Origin of the sequence: Kingella oralis (assembly GCF_014054985.1) — a bacterium.
In the GTDB taxonomy this organism is placed as follows: Bacteria; Pseudomonadota; Gammaproteobacteria; order Burkholderiales; family Neisseriaceae; genus Kingella_B; species Kingella_B oralis.
This window is the reverse complement of the sequence record NZ_CP059569.1, coordinates 67603-84305: the sequence shown is the minus strand read 5'-3', so window position 1 is coordinate 84305 and position 16703 is coordinate 67603. Positions and strand designations below refer to the sequence as shown.

15 protein-coding genes are annotated in these 16703 nt (G+C 46.3%); 7 read left to right on the top strand and 8 right to left on the bottom strand.

Annotated features, from left to right (window positions below; all coding sequences use genetic code 11):
- Nucleotides 1–182 precede the first annotated feature (182 nt).
- From H3L93_RS00450 to H3L93_RS00440, 3 genes are all read right to left on the bottom strand, one after another.
- Entirely contained in the window at nucleotides 183–692 is a 510-nt protein-coding gene (locus tag H3L93_RS00450) for a type IV pilin protein (protein WP_003793334.1), read from the bottom strand.
- 364 nt (nucleotides 693–1056) lie between these two features.
- The gene (locus tag H3L93_RS00445; protein WP_003793332.1) at nucleotides 1057–1557 is read right to left on the bottom strand and encodes a pilin; all 501 of its coding nucleotides are present in this window, start codon (nucleotides 1555–1557) and stop codon (nucleotides 1057–1059) included.
- Between the two features lie 312 nt (nucleotides 1558–1869).
- Entirely contained in the window at nucleotides 1870–4110 is a 2241-nt protein-coding gene (locus H3L93_RS00440; RefSeq protein WP_003793330.1) for a UvrD-helicase domain-containing protein, read from the bottom strand.
- 244 nt (nucleotides 4111–4354) lie between these two features.
- Between H3L93_RS00440 and H3L93_RS00435 the strand changes: the two genes are divergently transcribed.
- Entirely contained in the window at nucleotides 4355–4561 is a 207-nt protein-coding gene (locus tag H3L93_RS00435; RefSeq protein WP_003793326.1) for a bacterioferritin-associated ferredoxin, read from the top strand.
- A gap of 172 nt (nucleotides 4562–4733) precedes the next feature.
- Here H3L93_RS00435 and H3L93_RS00430 read toward each other — a convergent pair whose 3' ends face one another.
- On the bottom strand, nucleotides 4734–5078 hold the full coding sequence (locus H3L93_RS00430) for a hypothetical protein (protein ID WP_155802914.1): 345 nt from the start codon (nucleotides 5076–5078) through the stop codon (nucleotides 4734–4736).
- A 37-nt stretch (nucleotides 5079–5115) separates the two neighbouring features.
- Nucleotides 5116–5886, bottom strand: coding sequence for a sulfite exporter TauE/SafE family protein (locus H3L93_RS00425; protein WP_003793319.1), 771 nt, complete (start codon nucleotides 5884–5886; stop codon nucleotides 5116–5118).
- 238 nt (nucleotides 5887–6124) lie between these two features.
- Between H3L93_RS00425 and H3L93_RS00420 the strand changes: the two genes are divergently transcribed.
- Nucleotides 6125–6511, top strand: coding sequence for a hypothetical protein (locus tag H3L93_RS00420; RefSeq protein WP_003793317.1), 387 nt, complete (start codon nucleotides 6125–6127; stop codon nucleotides 6509–6511).
- A 118-nt stretch (nucleotides 6512–6629) separates the two neighbouring features.
- Here the strand turns inward: H3L93_RS00420 and H3L93_RS00415 are convergent, their stop codons facing one another.
- Nucleotides 6630–7610 (bottom strand): putative transporter, encoded by a 981-nt coding sequence (locus tag H3L93_RS00415; RefSeq protein WP_003793315.1) that lies wholly within the window; start codon nucleotides 7608–7610, stop codon nucleotides 6630–6632.
- Nucleotides 7611–7986: 376 nt separating this feature from the next.
- Here H3L93_RS00415 and H3L93_RS00410 point away from each other — a divergent pair, with 376 nt between their 5' ends.
- The 5 genes from H3L93_RS00410 to H3L93_RS00390 all read left to right on the top strand — a co-directional run bounded on the left by H3L93_RS00410 (nucleotide 7987) and on the right by H3L93_RS00390 (nucleotide 14513).
- Complete coding sequence (locus tag H3L93_RS00410; protein WP_182077692.1) at nucleotides 7987–12045, top strand: pilus assembly protein; 4059 nt, start codon at nucleotides 7987–7989, stop codon at nucleotides 12043–12045.
- Nucleotides 12046–12329: 284 nt separating this feature from the next.
- Nucleotides 12330–12596, top strand: coding sequence for a SemiSWEET family transporter (locus tag H3L93_RS00405; protein WP_003793304.1), 267 nt, complete (start codon nucleotides 12330–12332; stop codon nucleotides 12594–12596).
- A 372-nt stretch (nucleotides 12597–12968) separates the two neighbouring features.
- On the top strand, nucleotides 12969–13235 hold the full coding sequence (locus H3L93_RS00400) for a SemiSWEET family transporter (protein ID WP_003798243.1): 267 nt from the start codon (nucleotides 12969–12971) through the stop codon (nucleotides 13233–13235).
- Between the two features lie 372 nt (nucleotides 13236–13607).
- Nucleotides 13608–13874, top strand: coding sequence for a SemiSWEET family transporter (locus tag H3L93_RS00395; RefSeq protein ID WP_003798243.1), 267 nt, complete (start codon nucleotides 13608–13610; stop codon nucleotides 13872–13874).
- Between the two features lie 372 nt (nucleotides 13875–14246).
- A complete protein-coding gene (locus tag H3L93_RS00390) occupies nucleotides 14247–14513 on the top strand; it encodes a SemiSWEET family transporter (RefSeq protein ID WP_003798243.1) in 267 nt (88 codons plus the stop codon).
- Nucleotides 14514–14579: 66 nt separating this feature from the next.
- On the opposite strand, the gene arcC is transcribed toward H3L93_RS00390, so the two are convergent.
- Together arcC and H3L93_RS00380 are read right to left on the bottom strand one after the other, a co-directional pair.
- Nucleotides 14580–15524 carry a carbamate kinase gene (arcC, locus tag H3L93_RS00385; protein ID WP_003793302.1) on the bottom strand — a complete coding sequence of 315 codons (945 nt, stop codon included), beginning with the start codon at nucleotides 15522–15524 and terminating at the stop codon, nucleotides 14580–14582.
- A gap of 80 nt (nucleotides 15525–15604) precedes the next feature.
- Complete coding sequence (locus H3L93_RS00380; RefSeq protein ID WP_003793299.1) at nucleotides 15605–16615, bottom strand: ornithine carbamoyltransferase; 1011 nt, start codon at nucleotides 16613–16615, stop codon at nucleotides 15605–15607.
- Nucleotides 16616–16703 lie beyond the last annotated feature (88 nt).

Genomic DNA, 16703 nt, shown 5'->3' with positions numbered 1-16703 from the left:
GGGATTTTAGGGGATTTTCAGGCTGCATCAAAAGGAAAAAGCAGATGCGGGGGCATCTGCTTTCGTGATAATTATTCAGCAGCCTGAAAATCAAGCTATGAATTTTTCGCCAATTTTATCAATTAATTCTTGATACTCGCTCCAACCATCAGTATTGATAGTAGCTTTCTAACTATTCTTATTTAATTAACCACTTTGCAATTTGGCAGATTATATTTTGCTTTCCAACCCGAAAGCGTGCCCGTTTTGGAAATAGCACAACTCCAGATACCGTCTGCATTTCTACCTAAATCAATCACCAAACCATGTATGGATGACAAGGCCGAATCGCCCACCACCAAATGCAGATTATTAAAATTATGTGCGCTATCATATTGTGGCTGCGCGATTTCAATTAAATCAGACGTGCTTTCCCATGTTTCAATGCCAAAGTATTCGCGCCGCGTGCCTGCTGCATCGGGCGTGCCATCTTCCGCTTTAACAATGGTTGGCACACCACCACTCACTATAATGGCATCAATTTGGCGTTGTACTGCCGACATTTCGCTATGAATACGCGCCATTTGCGATTGAATAATATAATCATGATAGATAGGAAACGCGAAAGCAGCCAATACGCCAATTATAGCAACCGAAACCATCAGCTCAATCAAGGTGAATCCTACCAACTTTCCTTTATATATTTTTTTCATTGCATCATCTCACATGAATTAAAAATTTATCTTATTTTTACTTTACCAAGTAAAAAACCTGTAGCAGGCTTAGAAATTATCACAACGTTGCCTACTTCATACTAACAGATTTCTTTTTTCAGTGACTCTTATTAATTATTAAATATAAACAGCTTTACTGTGTTTTATATCATTCCTTACATCTAAGAAACATCTAAGAACCATTTACTTGATTTGCACTCATAATTCAAAAATTGCAAGCATCGCTGCCAATTTCTAAAAAATCAACGATTATTTTTCTACTTTCAATAAAAATAGTTTTTTGTTATATATAAAAAGACCACACCACATATGTGGCATGGTCTTACAAAACCAAATACTAATATTAAGGAGCTGGAGCAGCAGTTAAAGTACAACCACCAGGAGTGAATTTATCTTTCCATGCACCAGCACCAGATTTATCAATTGTGCAGGTCCAAACACCATCTTTGGTACGTGTATACTTCACTTTAACACCTTTGATAGCGGTGTTGGCTTTATCACCCAAAGTAGCTTCCATGACAAAGTCAGGACCACCCAAAGGAGCAGCAGTAACAGCTGACATCAGATTAGAAGTAGGAGTACCAGCATCTTCCTTACCATTCAACAAATTCAAAGTGTCTACCGTAGCAACATCAGTAGTGGCACCACGAACTACGGTACGACCTTCAAAGAAAGCAGCATCAACGATGGTTTTACGAGCAGCCAATTCACCAGCTACACGAGTCATTTGAGATTTAGAGATGTAGTCTTGGTACATAGGCAATGCGATAGCAGCCAAAATACCCAAAATTGCGATTACGATCATCAACTCAATCAGAGTGAAACCTTTTTGCATAGTTTTCATGTTTTATCTCCAAGATAAAGTTTACAAAGAATGTGCGGCGCGTTTTTCAGGGAAGAACACTTGTTCGTGCACCGCGTTGCGAATCAAGTGTGTTGTGCTTAGGTTTTAGCATGGGTTGTGCCAGCTCGTGATTTTGTTTCAATTTATTGTTTTTGTTTTGTTTTTATTTTTATGACATTTTTGGTCAGTGGCGTTTTGGGTAATTTTGGGTGATTTTTTGCCACTTTGCTGACGGAATTTGTCAGGTTTTTAGATGTTCCTGCGTAAGTTTGCTACATCCACAAGAAGGCAGCCTGAAAATGCTCTCGCGCTCTATGCCAGCTTTTCCAGCTTGGCAAAGGCGGTATCCAGCTCTTTGATCCCGTTTGCGCCGAAGTTGATGGTGAGCCGTGCGCTGCTGCCTTTGTCTATGGCATCGATGATCACGCCTGTGCCAAATTTGGCGTGGCGGATATTTTCGCCGAGGGTGTAGCCGTGGTAATCGCGCGGGGTGTGGCTGGTTGCGTTACACTCGTTTTCAGGCTGCTTTTGGGGGTGCGCCCAATGGCTTGCGCTTGCACTTGCGGTTTTCAGGCTGCCTGTTGGTTTGGGCGGGGATAGGTGGTGCAGCAGTTCGCCGGGGATTTCGTCGATAAAGCGGGAGACGATGCTGGTTTGGGTGATGCCGTATAGCTGGCGTTGTTGTGCCATGCTTATATATAGGCGTTTTCGGGCGCGGGTGATGGCGACATACATCAGTCTGCGCTCTTCTTGCAAGCCGCCGTGTTCGGCTAGGCTCATTTCGCTGGGAAAGCGCCCTTCTTCCATGCCGCTTAGGAATACGTTGTCAAATTCCAACCCTTTGGCGGCGTGAACGGTCATCAGTTGCACGGCTTCTTGCCCTGCGCCGGCTTGGGTTTCGCCGCTTTCTAGGCTGGCGTTGCTTAAAAAGGCGAGTATGGGGAATTCTGGGCTGTCGGTGTTGTTTTCAGGCTGCGTTTCAAAGGGGCTGTCTTCGGGGCGGAAGTATTCGGCGGCGTTGATGAGTTCGTCTAGGTTTTCGGTGCGCTCGCGTTCGCTGGCTTGTTTTTGCGCTTGGTAATGCGCGTATAAGCCGCTGTCTTGTAGGATGGTTTGCAGGATTTCAGGCAGCCTGAAATGGGGGATTTGCTGTTGGAAGCTGTCTATCAGTTGCACGAAAGCGGCGATTTTGCTGGCTTTGGCGCCCATGCCACAGGCGGCTTGCCAGAGGCTGATGCCTTGTTCGGCTGCGGCAGCCTGAATGTTCTCCACGCTGCGCGTGCCGATGCCGCGCGGCGGAAAGTTAATCACGCGCAGCAGGGCGTTGTCGTCATTGGGGTTCACGGCGAGGCGCAAGTAAGCAAGGGCGTGTTTGATTTCTTGGCGTTCGTAGAAGCGCAAGCCGCCGTATATTCTATAAGGTATGGCAGCCTGAAAAAGCTGTTGCTCAATGATGCGCGATTGGGCGTTGCTGCGGTATAGGATGGCGATTTGGTCTAGCGGCGTGCCGTGGCGTTGCAGGTGGCGGCATTCTTCGGTGATGAATTGGGCTTCTTCGTAGTCGTTATAGGCGCAGAAATAGCGGATTTTGTCGCCACTTTCGGCTTCGGTGCGCAGGTTTTTGCCCAGCCGTTCGCTGTTGTTTTGGATAACGGCGTTGGCGGCGGCAAGAATGTTGCCCACGGAGCGATAGTTGCGTTCTAGCTTGATGGGGGCGGCGATGTGAAATTCGCGCATCAGGTCGGTCATGTTGCCCACATTTGCGCCGCGAAAGCGGTAGATGGATTGGTCGTCGTCGCCCACAGCAAAAATCGCGCTTTGCTCGCCCGCGATGAGTTTGAGCCATGCGTATTGCAGCTTGTTGGTGTCTTGAAATTCGTCCACCAAAATGTGGTTGAAGCGGTTTTGGTAGTGCGTGCGCAGCACTTCGTTGGCGTTGAGCACTTCGTAGCTGCGCAGCATCAGCTCGGCAAAATCCGCCACGCCTTCTTGCTGGCATTGTTTTTCGTATTCGGCGTAGCACAGAATGAGCCGTTGCAAATGCGGGTCTGGCGCGTTCAGGCTGCCTGCGCGCAAGCCCGCTTCTTTTTGCGCGTTGATGAAGCCTTGCAGCACGCGCGGCGCAAGGCTTTCTTCGGAAATATTGAGCTGTTTGAGCAGGCGTTTAATCAGCGAGAGTTGGTCGCTGCTGTCCAAAATTTGAAAGGTTTGTGGCAAGCCTGCTTCGCGGTAATGCAAACGCAAAAAGCGGTGGCACAAACCATGAAACGTGCCTAACCACATAGCGCGTAAATTCAGCGGCAGCATCGCGCTCAGCCGTGTTTGCATTTCTTTGGCAGCTTTGTTGGTAAACGTTACCGCCAAAATGCTGCGCACGCTTGCCATTTGGTTTTGCAGCAGCCATGCAACGCGCGTTGTCAGCACACGGGTTTTGCCGCTGCCCGCGCCTGCCAACACCAGCGCAGATTGTGGCGGATAGGTTACGGCGGCGAGCTGCTCGGGGTTCAGATTGTTTAACAAGGATTGGGATGGATTTTCGGATGAGAAATGCATGATGTCGGTGCGTGGCTGGAATGCCTGTTCACAATAGGCATCAGGCAGCCTGAAAATAGAAAAAGCGCGATTGTAGGGCGTTTTTCAGGCAGCTTACAAGGGCGCGGCGGCGTGGCAGATGTTGTATTTTTGCCGCGCATTATTTTTCCTAAATTTACCGCTTGCAAACCAAAATGAACAACATTATCATTCGCGCCACAAAAAAGTTAAGAGTGTTTATCACTCAACATTCAGGAGACACACCATGTACGTTTGCATCTGTAACGCGATTACCGACCACAAAATCAAAGAAGCCGTTGCCGCAGGCGCATCTTCTTTAACCGATTTGAAAGACCAATTAGGCGTGGCATCTTGCTGCGGTTGCTGCGCGGATTTAGCCAGCTCGTTCTTAACCGCGAGCAGCATCGTTGGTAATAAAACAACAGTTTCGGGCATCAGGGTTGAACAATAACCCCAAAAGACATATAATATTCAAACAGTTTTTCATTTTGATGTATCCTTTCCTTTATCAAGTTTTTTCGGGCAACCGCGCAGGTTGCCCCTTTCTTTTCGTTGTTTGAATTGCCATTAAAATAAAAGGCAGCCTGAAACAGAAAACAGGTTTCAGGCTGCCTTATTTGCGTTTAACCAGCCAGCAAAATATCTTGCAAATGGCGCAGTGCGGTTTGAATGGTCTCATCGGTTGCCCAACCATCGCCGTCGTGCCAATTCAACAAACAATCGCCCGTTTCCGCGCTCAACGCCTCCATGCCCACAAACCGAAACGGATGAAACGCAGGCATGGTTACCACAACCCGCGCCACGCAATGCGGCAGTAAGCAAGTTGCCGTGTAAAACGCCGCGCCGTCCCAATCTGCGCCCTCGTGCTCTTCCACCTCGCCGCCTTGCCGGGCAAACGCCGCGCGATTATTGTCCACCCAATCGCGCACCAGCCGGCGGATGGTTTCAAATCTTTGTTGTTCACTCATTTTTAGCATCGCCACTCCACTACGCTTTTCAGGCTGCCTATCCGTTTAGCCAAATATCCCAGCCGAATTTCCCCATCAGCACCGCCAGCGCAAGCATAAACCCCACGCGCAAAAACTTCGCTCCCCCGCGCATCGCCAGCCAAGAGCCGACAAACCCACCGCAAAAATTCGCCGCCGCCAACGGCAACGCCCAAGCCCACACAATATGCCCGTTGGGCACAAAAAAGGCTAACGCCGCCAAATTCGTGGTCAAATTAATCACTTTCGCCGAAGCCGTCGCCGTTAAAAAGTCATACGCAAAAAAGCGCACAAACACAAACGCCAGCAAGCTGCCCGTGCCCGGCCCCAATATGCCGTCATACAAACCAATCGCCGCGCCCGTTGCCAAGCCGACGGCATACTCGCGCCGCGTTAAAGCCGCATCGCGCACCATCTGCCCCAAATCTTTCTTGCAAAACGTGTAAACCAACATCGCCAGCATCACCGCCAACATCGCAGGCTTCATATACCGCACCGGCACAAGCGCCGACAATTTCGCCCCAAAAAACGACGCCGCAAACGCCAACACCGCCGCAGGCAGCAGCATCCGCCACGGCACGCGCACGCGCCGCACAAACTGCCCCGCAGCCATCGCCGTTCCCGTAAACGAAGCAAACTTGTTTACCCCCAACACCGACGGCACAGGCGTGTTGCCCGGCAGCAAACCAAACAGCGCGGGAATCTGCAACAACCCGCCCCCGCCCACCGCCGCATCCATCAGCCCCGCCGCAAACCCCGCCACTATCAAACCCAACAAAACACTATCCATCAGTCCTCCCAAGGCAGCCTGAAAACGAGTTTCGGCGTAGCCAAAACGCCGCACATTATATATAGAGGTAAACACCACACCGCGCAAAGGCAGCCTGAAAACCGCTTACCCCCAAACCACCTTAACACATTTTCAGGCTGCCTAACATTCCCCCACCCAACTTTGCACAAACCCGCTATACACCCACCCCACCGCTTGCCAAAATGCCGCCCATTTCAACCGCCACCAAGGAAACACCATGGCACAACACAATAAATGGCAACGCAACATCAGCGCAATCCTCGCCACCAGCATCCTCGCAGGCGCACTTTCAGGCTGCACCATCTCCGACGACCCACTCACCAACGCCGTCGCCACAGCCGCCACCATCGGCGTAGCCAGCCTACTCTTCTTCAACACCAGCGACAACCACTACTACGACCGCGACTACAATCGCCTCCCTCGCGACTACCGCCCATCGCGCAACGCCCGCATAGAACGCATCCGCAATTACGACGACTACCGCCGCTACCGCAACGACTACGACCGCCGCAACTATCGCGACCAACGCGACTGGCGCGACGACAACCGCCGCCCATACCGTGACTACTGGTATAACGACAACCCCCAAAGAATGATGTGGTAACCAAAAAAGCACGCCCCCAAGCGTGCTTTTATCATCACCCCCCTTTTCAGGCTGCCTATTACCCCACCCAATAAGGCAGCCTGAAAACGAGTGCAACAAGTTTCAGCGTAGCCCAAACCTATTCCCGCCGCAGCACAATCTGCCGCTCAAACTCCCGCAACCGCTTATAAATAGACATCAACTCCACAATCGTCGTCCACGACTGCACCAAAAACTGAAACGCATCCTGCACCTTCCCAAACGCCCGCACCACCTGCTGCAACACCCCCAGCGACAACGCCCCCGCAATCAAACTCGGGCCCAAAGCCATATAAGGCACCACCACCGCAAACTGCAAATAAGACCAGCGCACCAAATCAAAATACAAATAATGCGCATACAACACAAAATTATTGCGCCGCACCGCCCCAAACAAAACCCGCAAATTTTCAGGCTGCGCCCGAGTCGCATCATCCTCCCCCAACACCAACTCCTTACGATACGCCGCCTCCACCCGCTGATTGTTGTACTCCAACCCTGGCAGCTTCACCCCCACCACCGCCAAAACCACCGTCCCCACAATAGAAAACACCAAAGCCACAAACACCAACGAATGCGGCACATGCCCCACCCACGGCAACACCGTAACCCGCTCGCTCAACGCCCACAACAGCGGCAAAAACGCCACCAAAGTCAAAACCGCCCGAATAAAACTCTCCCCCAAAGCCTCCATCGTTCGCGCAAAACGCATCGTATCCTCCTGAATCCGCTGCGAAGCCCCCTCCACCTGCCGCACCCAATGCCAATTTGCCTCATAATATTCCGTCATCGCCGAACGCCAACGAAAAATGTAATGCTTGCTAAAAAAATCCAACAAAACCGTCAGCGCAATCGACACCCCCGCAATTTTCGCAAACACCAACAACTTAGCCAAAAACTGCGGAAACGTAACCGAATTAGGCGACTTCAAAATATCCTGAATCCCATCATAAAACACCCCAAACCACTCATTAATCTTCACATCCAATTCCACCTTGAACCAAATCGAAGCCAAAATCACCACCGCCCCAACCCAAGCCCAGCCCTGCCATTTCCGATTCAAAAAGAAACAACGAAACATAAAATTCCCGCAATCATCAAAAAAGCGCACATTTTAACAAAACCTAACCCAGCAGCCTGAAAATAAATAACACAATGATTTAAAATAAAAAATCACAATAAAACAAAACTGGCAACCAAATTTCAGGCTACCCAAACAAAAAATATGACAAATTTTGTCGCTTTTTCTTGCCAAAATAAAAATTGTTCGTTAGAATACCCCCATCTTGCACAGTTAAACGCAATTTAGCATATCTCCAAAGAAAATTTCCCAGCACGTTCCCCGCCGAACGTGCTATTTTTTTGCCTAAAAACTACAATACGTTATTTGCACAAAAATTGCTTATTTTAAATAACCTTTCGTTTTTACAACCATAAATATAATAGGATACAGTATTATGTCTATTAAAAATGTAAAAAATATAAATAAGAGATGTGGTTTTAAGTTGAATTTAATTGCATCTTCTATTATGCTTATACCCGCTGTGGCTTTTGCTGCTCCTAAAATCACGCCAAGCCAAGCTCCGTTGGCTGGTGTTGCGGCAAAATACTCTCCTAATATTACGCTAGCGCTATCTGTAGAGTTCCCAACTGCGGGTGCTGCATATTCTGCAAACGAATTTAGTGGGACGCTCCATAAAGATTATCCAATTTTGTATAAAAACAAAGGACACTTTTCTCGCAAATATCATGGCTATTTTGATAACTCAAAATGCTATACATATATAGCAAATGCCTCTGGCAATGGCGGGTATTTTAAAGCCACTTCATCAGCCGCTGCTAATGGCACCTGCTCCTCTGGAACAGAATTTAGTGGAAATATTATGAACTGGCTTACTATGTCTGCTCTAGATATTTTCCGCAATACAATGACAGGTGGCAATCGCGCCTTTGGCACAAACAATGATAGTGCAGCATATTCTCTTGGAGATACTGACACAGCAACATTTTTGCGCCGAGCTAATGTATTCCCAATTGGACAAAACTCCAATACTGCTAACCGTTTGATTATCCGAGGTATAGAGCAACCATGGGGCAATCCTGATGTTGCTTTCTTAAAACAACTATTTCCCGCCGCTATTATTGATTTAGTTATGCAAGATTCTATTTCAAAAGTGAATGTTGCAGGCGCTCCAAGAGCAGCAGGATTTAAACTCATTGTTACTAAAAATTCACCTAGAAGATTATCCAATGATTTAGTAGACAATGCTGCTACATTTGCAGATGGAAATCTATACTTTTTTAATATAGGATTTACTACTGTACCTGCCCGTGCGATTAAAGTTAGGGGAGTAACTGAATTCGCTTGGTTAGATGTTAATGCCATTACACCCAATCCAAACAATGCTGATTTAAGAAAATTGGTTAATAATTTAAGAGCTAAGGCAAATTCATATCGTGCCGTATCGAGCCCAATACTCAACCAAATGCCTGTTGTTGTGCAGGTATGCGATTCTGCTACTGGTGTAGATAAGGATGTTTGTGTTGATTATGGTCGCGTCAAAAAACCTGAAGGTCTATTACAACAGTATGCAAGAACGGGAACTCGTGTTGCCACTTTAGGTTATCTTAATATCCCAGGAACAACTGGTGTAGATGGTGGCGTATTACGCAGCAGAATGAAATATTTAACCCAACCAACATCGGGTTCCGCTTCCGTGCCTAACCCAGAATGGGATACAAATACGGGTAAATTATTTCCTAATCCAGAGCGCGCATTGGAAGGTAATAGTGGCGCAATTAACTATTTAAATAAATTTGGCGATAAATCTGGTTATAAAACTTATGATCCGGCCGCTGAATTATATTACACAGCCATGCGTTATTTGAGAACAGGTTCGCAAGGTATAAACTCTTCTGTCTATAAATTAAATAGGACTCTAACTACTGATGAGCTAGATGGCTTTCCTGCTATTTATGACTGGGAAGATCCATTAAAAAGCGATTTCACTGCAACCAGCAAAGAACCCATGTGTCGTCCCAATACAATTATCTATATTGGCGATACAAATACTCACGCGGATACCAATTTGCCCAAGCTGAATCCAGAAGGAAGTAATGTTGTTGCCAATGTTTCGCCTCAAGTTACTGATGTACCAACCCTAGAAACAGGTGCAATTCTGAAACAAGTGCTAGATATGGAAGGATGGGGGAGCAGCACATGGATGTATAACCGTGGTTCAGGTCCAATTACCAATTTTGGATATTCTCCAGCTGGTATGGCAGCCTTAGCGTATTGGGCGCATACAACAGATACGCGTACTGACATCCCAGGCAATCAATTCCAAAATAACTTTATTATTGACGTTTTGGAAAATGGTGTATCCAAAGAATCAGAGGATCGCAAGGGTAATACATATTATATGGCAGCTAAATATGGCGGTTACCGAACAGGTGGTAGCGTAGAGACACCTGTTACTCTCTTAAACCCCAATTTAGATAGAACTTCTTGGACTCAAGATCCTGTAGGCAGAACTTCAGATCCTGATTTTCCTAAAGGCATACCAGATAACTTTGCATTGGGTAACAACCCCGATAACTTGATTAATGCCTTGAAAAAAGCATTATTGTCGGCGGGTAAATTTAATAACCCATCCCAAGCCGCACCAACCTTTACGAATGTACCAGGACAAGTTATTGATTTATCACCTGGCCAATCAACCGTAATTTTATCAACTACCTATGATTTTGATAAACTAACAGGGGATGTGGTTTCGGAACGTTATAGTTTCAAAAATAATAAATTAACCGCATCGGGTGTTAAAGAATGGGTCGCTGGATCGTTAATGACCGAAACATTCCATAATGCAAATTATGTAAATCGTAACGTTTACACTCGTAATAAAGCAAATGGCTTTGTTAAATTTAGCACTAACAACAAAGGGCTATTTGCTGAAACAGTAACGGGTGCTGGTAGCCTAACGGATGACGATGTTATTAACTATACACTTGGCGACAATAGCAAAGAAGGAACAGAAACAGTAACAGGTTCTGCGCGTTATCGTACAAGCATCTTAGGCACATTAGTTAGCCCAACTGTTGCGTTAGTAAAAAACTCAATTGAACCTCCTGCTGGCTGTACATTTGCAAACCCTGCTGCCGTGCGTTCTCGTTCTTGGAATTATATTGTCAATTCCAATGATGGCATGATGCACTTATTGGGCAATGACGGTAGAGAGAAAATGGCATATGTGGTTTCAACAGCAATTCCATCACTCCCTAAATACGCCCAACCTAGCTATATTCATCAATATTTAAATGATGGTACACCTACCGTTAAAGATGTTTGCTTAGCAGCAGATGGCAAGGCTCATACCGTTGTTGTAAGCACAGCTGGTAAGGGTGGGGCTTCTATCTATGCGTTAGATGCTACTGATTTAACTAATCCAACTGATGAAAATTTGCTTTGGGAATTTTCAAATGCTGATGATGCTGATTTTGGGTTAACTGTTGGCTCACCTTCTATTGCGAAAGATAAAGATGGGAAAGCAATCGCCATCGTAAGTAGTGGATATGAAAATGTTTCTGATACTGGTTCTATATTTATTTTGAATCTAGATAAATCCAAGGGACAAGCATGGACTGAAAATACTAACTACACAAAAATCAAACTAGGCACTAGAGGCGTTGGTCCTGTGTTCGTGTTTGATTCAAATGGAGATGGTATCCCAGAAAAACTGTATGCGGGCGACTATGATGGCAACCTATGGCGAGTTAATTATGACCACACAACTGGTCAATGGACACCAAGCAAACTCTTTACTGGTGGCTCTGCTCCATTTACAACCGCACCAGCAGCAACTATTGCTTATGGCAAAACTTATGTTATTGCTGGTACTGGTCAATATTTGACGGCAGATGCTTTGGATAGAAATCAGCAAAACTATGCATATGGTTTCTTTGATGATGGTAAAACAACCATAACAGAAGGAGAATTATTAAATCAAACTATTGGTGCAAAAATAACTGAGGGTGTTAATGCTATTACCGCAGCAAATGCCTCTGCATGGACAATTTCAGAAAACGAAATAACTGACTCCCATAAAGGATGGTTTATTACCTTACCTAAAGGGCAAGTTGTTACCGCAGATGCAAACATATATCGTAATAAAGTTGCGCGATTCCAGTCTGTTATGCGCACTCATGACGATAATGCCTGCTCTTTAACGGGTGCTACATCATTCATTAACGTAGACCTACGAAATGGTGGTTTATTTAAACAACCATTGATAGATACAAATGGAGATGGAAAATATGACAACAAAGATACACTAGTTGGCATGTTAACCTACAACAACAATATTGCTCCTAATAGCGGAAACACAGAAATATCTATTAACGGGCAACTCTCTAATATGACGGCGGCGACTGGTACAAATGGTGTCATTTCCATTAACCAAAATCCGTTGTCTGACAACCCGATTCTCCGCCGCCTTTCATGGCGTGAAATCTTCTAATCCGGTTAATCGCTAAACAAACGGCATCTGTTTTAATGCAGATGCCGTTTTTTTGCTAGCTGTTTTCAGGCTGCCTGAAACTTGAATTCCTACCCTAATTTGCTTAAAATGCCTTGCTTTCCTACAAGTTAGGCATCTGCCATCAACCAACTGGAAGCACGTTTCGTAAATTCTGCGATTCGTGCTTTTTTAGCCAGAATATCCCAATTTCTTTTCAGGCAGCCTGAAAACACCGTCTGAAAACAAAAACGTTTTACCCTTTACCAACCATTAGAAAGAAAAGCATGACCGAAAAACAGATGAAAATCCTCTCCGTTGTTGCCACGCTTACTGCGGTAGGGATGTATGTTTCATATATTCCGCAAATCAGAAACAACCTGAACGGACAACCCGGCGACTGGCTGCAACCGCTCGTTGCTGCAGTCAACTGCACCCTGTGGGTTGCCTATGGTCTGTTGAAAAAACAGCGCGACTGGCCGGTTGTCCTCGCCAACGCGCCCGGTATTTTCTTGGGACTGATTACTTTTGTTACCAGTATTGTGAAGTTTTAAAAATACAGAGGCAGCCTGAAAACAGAATATTCCGTTTTCAGGCTGCCTCTGTATTAGGCAGGTCAATTAACGATAAGTGATGCCGTTAACCGGTTAATCGCTAAACAAACGGCATCTGTTTTAATGCAGATGCCGTTTTTTTGTTAGCTGTTTTCAGGCTGCCTGAAACTTGAATTCCTACCCTAATTTGCTTAAAATGCCTTGCTTTCCGACAAGTTAGGCATCTGCAATCAACCAATTGGAAGCATGTTTCGTAAATTCTGCGAATCGTGCTTTTTTAGCCGGAATATCCCAACTTCTTTTCAGGCAGCCTGAAAACATTGTCTGAAAACAAAAACGTTTTACCCTTTACCAACCATTAGAAAGAAAAGCATGACCGAAAAACAGATGAAAATCCTCTCCGTTGTTGCCGCGCTCACTGCGGTAGGGATGTATGTTTCATATATTCCGCAAATCAGAAACAACCTGAACGGACAACCCGGCGACTGGCTGCAACCGCTCGTTGCTGCAGTCAACTGCACCCTGTGGGTTGCCTATGGTCTGTTGAAAAAACAGCGCGACTGGCCGGTTGTCCTCGCCAACGCGCCCGGTATTTTCTTGGGACTGATTACTTTTGTTACCAGTATTGTGAAGTTTTAAAAATACAGAGGCAGCCTGAAAACAGAATATTCCGTTTTCAGGCTGCCTCTGTATTAGGCAGGTCAATTAACGATAAGTGATGCCGTTAACCGGTTAATCGCTAAACAAACGGCATCTGTTTTAATGCAGATGCCGTTTTTTTGTTAGCTGTTTTCAGGCTGCCTGAAACTTGAATTCCTACCCTAATTTGCTTAAAATGCCTTGCTTTCCGACAAGTTAGGCATCTGCAATCAACCAATTGGAAGCATGTTTCGTAAATTCTGCGAATCGTGCTTTTTTAGCCGGAATATCCCAACTTCTTTTCAGGCAGCCTGAAAACATTGTCTGAAAACAAAAACGTTTTACCCTTTACCAACCATTAGAAAGAAAAGCATGACCGAAAAACAGATGAAAATCCTCTCCGTTGTTGCCGCGCTCACTGCGGTAGGGATGTATGTTTCATATATTCCGCAAATCAGAAACAACCTGAACGGACAACCCGGCGACTGGCTGCAACCGCTCGTTGCTGCAGTCAACTGCACCCTGTGGGTTGCCTATGGTCTGTTGAAAAAACAGCGCGACTGGCCGGTTGTCCTCGCCAACGCGCCCGGTATTTTCTTGGGACTGATTACTTTTGTTACCAGTATTGTGAAGTTTTAAAAATACAGAGGCAGCCTGAAAACAGAATATTCCGTTTTCAGGCTGCCTCTGTATTAGGCAGGTCAATTAACGATAAGTGATGCCGTTAACCGGTTAATCGCTAAACAAACGGCATCTGTTTTAATGCAGATGCCGTTTTTTTGTTAGCTGTTTTCAGGCTGCCTGAAACTTGAATTCCTACCCTAATTTGCTTAAAATGCCTTGCTTTCCGACAAGTTAGGCATCTGCAATCAACCAATTGGAAGCATGTTTCGTAAATTCTGCGAATCGTGCTTTTTTAGCCGGAATATCCCAACTTCTTTTCAGGCAGCCTGAAAACATTGTCTGAAAACAAAAACGTTTTACCCTTTACCAACCATTAGAAAGAAAAGCATGACCGAAAAACAGATGAAAATCCTCTCCGTTGTTGCCGCGCTCACTGCGGTAGGGATGTATGTTTCATATATTCCGCAAATCAGAAACAACCTGAACGGACAACCCGGCGACTGGCTGCAACCGCTCGTTGCTGCAGTCAACTGCACCCTGTGGGTTGCCTATGGTCTGTTGAAAAAACAGCGCGACTGGCCGGTTGTCCTCGCCAACGCGCCCGGTATTTTCTTGGGACTGATTACTTTTGTTACCAGTATTGTGAAGTTTTAAAAATACAGAGGCAGCCTGAAAACAGAATATTCCGTTTTCAGGCTGCCTCTGTATTAGGCAGGTCAATTAACGATAAGTGATGCCGTTAAATTGAGTGCTGATGCGGGTGCCCGCTTTGCCCGCCACAATCGCTTCAATGTCAGCCAGCGAGCCAATCACAGCCACTTTGCCTGTTTTTTCAGCAAATTCGCACGCTGCGTCCACTTTCGGCCCCATTGAGCCGGCAGGGAAGTCCAAATCGCGGAAGGCTTGCGGATGCGCTTCAAAAATCGCTTTTTGATCGGGTTTGCCCCAGTTCACATAAGTCGCGTCCACATCGGTGGCAATCACCAGCATATCCGCGTTCAAATCGCGTGCCAGCAATGAAGAGCACAAGTCTTTGTCAATCACAGCTTCAATGCCGGCCAATTTGCCTTCGGATTCGTAGTAAGTAGGGATACCGCCGCCGCCAGCGCATACCACAACCGCGCCTTTTTCCAGCATCCATTTCACAGGATTCAATTCAAAAATACGTTTGGGCAAGGGGCTAGGCACCACGCGGCGGAATTTGTCGCCGTCTTGTTTGATGCTCCAACCTTTTTCCGCAGCCAAGCGTTCGGCTTCTGCTTTTTCGTAAACAGGGCCCACGAATTTGGTTGGGTTTTGGAAAGCAGGGTCAGCTTTGTCCACTTCCACTTGGGTGAGCAAGGTGGCAAAAGGCACGTCTTTGGGCAGCAAGTTGCCCATTTCTTGTTCAATCATGTAGCCAATCATGCCTTGGGTTTCTGCACCCAATACGTCCAATGGATAGGCTTCCACTTTGTTATCAACGTGTTGATAATAAGCTGTGCCTTGCAAAGCCAACAAGCCCACTTGTGGGCCGTTGCCGTGGGCAATCACCAATTCGTTGCCTTTATATACTTTAGAAATTTGCTCGGCAGCAATGCGAACATTTTCACGTTGGTTTTGTGCAGTCATGGGTTGACCGCGACGAAGCAAGGCGTTGCCGCCTAGAGCAATAACGATACGCATGGAGAAACTCCTTAAAAAAATACGTTTAAAAGCAAATCAGGCAGCCTGAAAACCTACTTTCAGGCTGCCTGAAATGGATATTACAAACCAGACAATGAGGCAACCATCACAGCTTTAATGGTGTGCATACGGTTCTCGGCTTGGTCAAAAGACACGTTGTGAGCAGATTCAAACACGTCTTCGGTTACTTCAATGCCGTTTGCCAATTCTGGGTATTTTTCTGCAATTTGTTTGCCCACTTTGGTTTCGCAGTTGTGGAATGCAGGCAAGCAGTGCAGGAATTTCACGCGTGGGTTGCCAGTGGCGGCTACCAATTTGGTGTTTACTTGGTAAGGCATCAATTTGCTGATGCGTTCGCCCCATGCTTCAATAGGTTCGCCCATAGATACCCATACGTCAGTGTACAAGTAGTCCACGCCTTTAACGGCTTCTTCGGCGTTGTCGGTTACCAAAATGCGTGCGCCGCTTTCTTTGGCAAATTCAGCGCACATTTTTTGCAATTCTTCGGTGGGTTGCAATTCTTTTGGCGCAGCAATGCGAACATCCATGCCCAATTTTGCACCAATCAGCAGCAAAGAGTTGCCCACGTTGTTGCGCGCATCGCCCAAGTAAGCGTAGCTGATTTGGCGCAAAGGTTTGTCGCTGTGTTCTTGCATGGTCAAAACGTCAGCCAGCATTTGCGTTGGGTGCCATTCGTCGGTCAAGCCGTTGAATACAGGCACGCCTGCATATTCCGCCAACTCTTCAACGATGGATTGTTTGAAACCGCGGTATTCAATCGCGTCATACATGCGGCCCAACACGCGGGCGGTGTCTTTCATGCTTTCTTTATGACCGATTTGAGAAGAAGTGGGGTCAATGTAAGTTACTTGCGCACCTTGGTCGTAAGCGGCTACTTCAAACGCGCAACGAGTGCGGGTAGAAGTTTTTTCAAAAATCAAGGCAATGTTTTTGCCTTTCAGGGTTTGTTGTTCTGTGCCAGCGTATTTAGCGCGTTTCAAATCGCGAGACAAATCCAGCAAGAAGCGGATTTCTTGTTCAGTGTGGTGAACCAAGCTCAGCAAATGACGGTTGTTCAGATTGAATGACATGATAAAACTCCTAATAACAAGGTTAAGGAAAACAAGGTTTCAGGCAGCCTGAAAATCATGCAGCCAACACGGCTTGCCCATTTCAGGC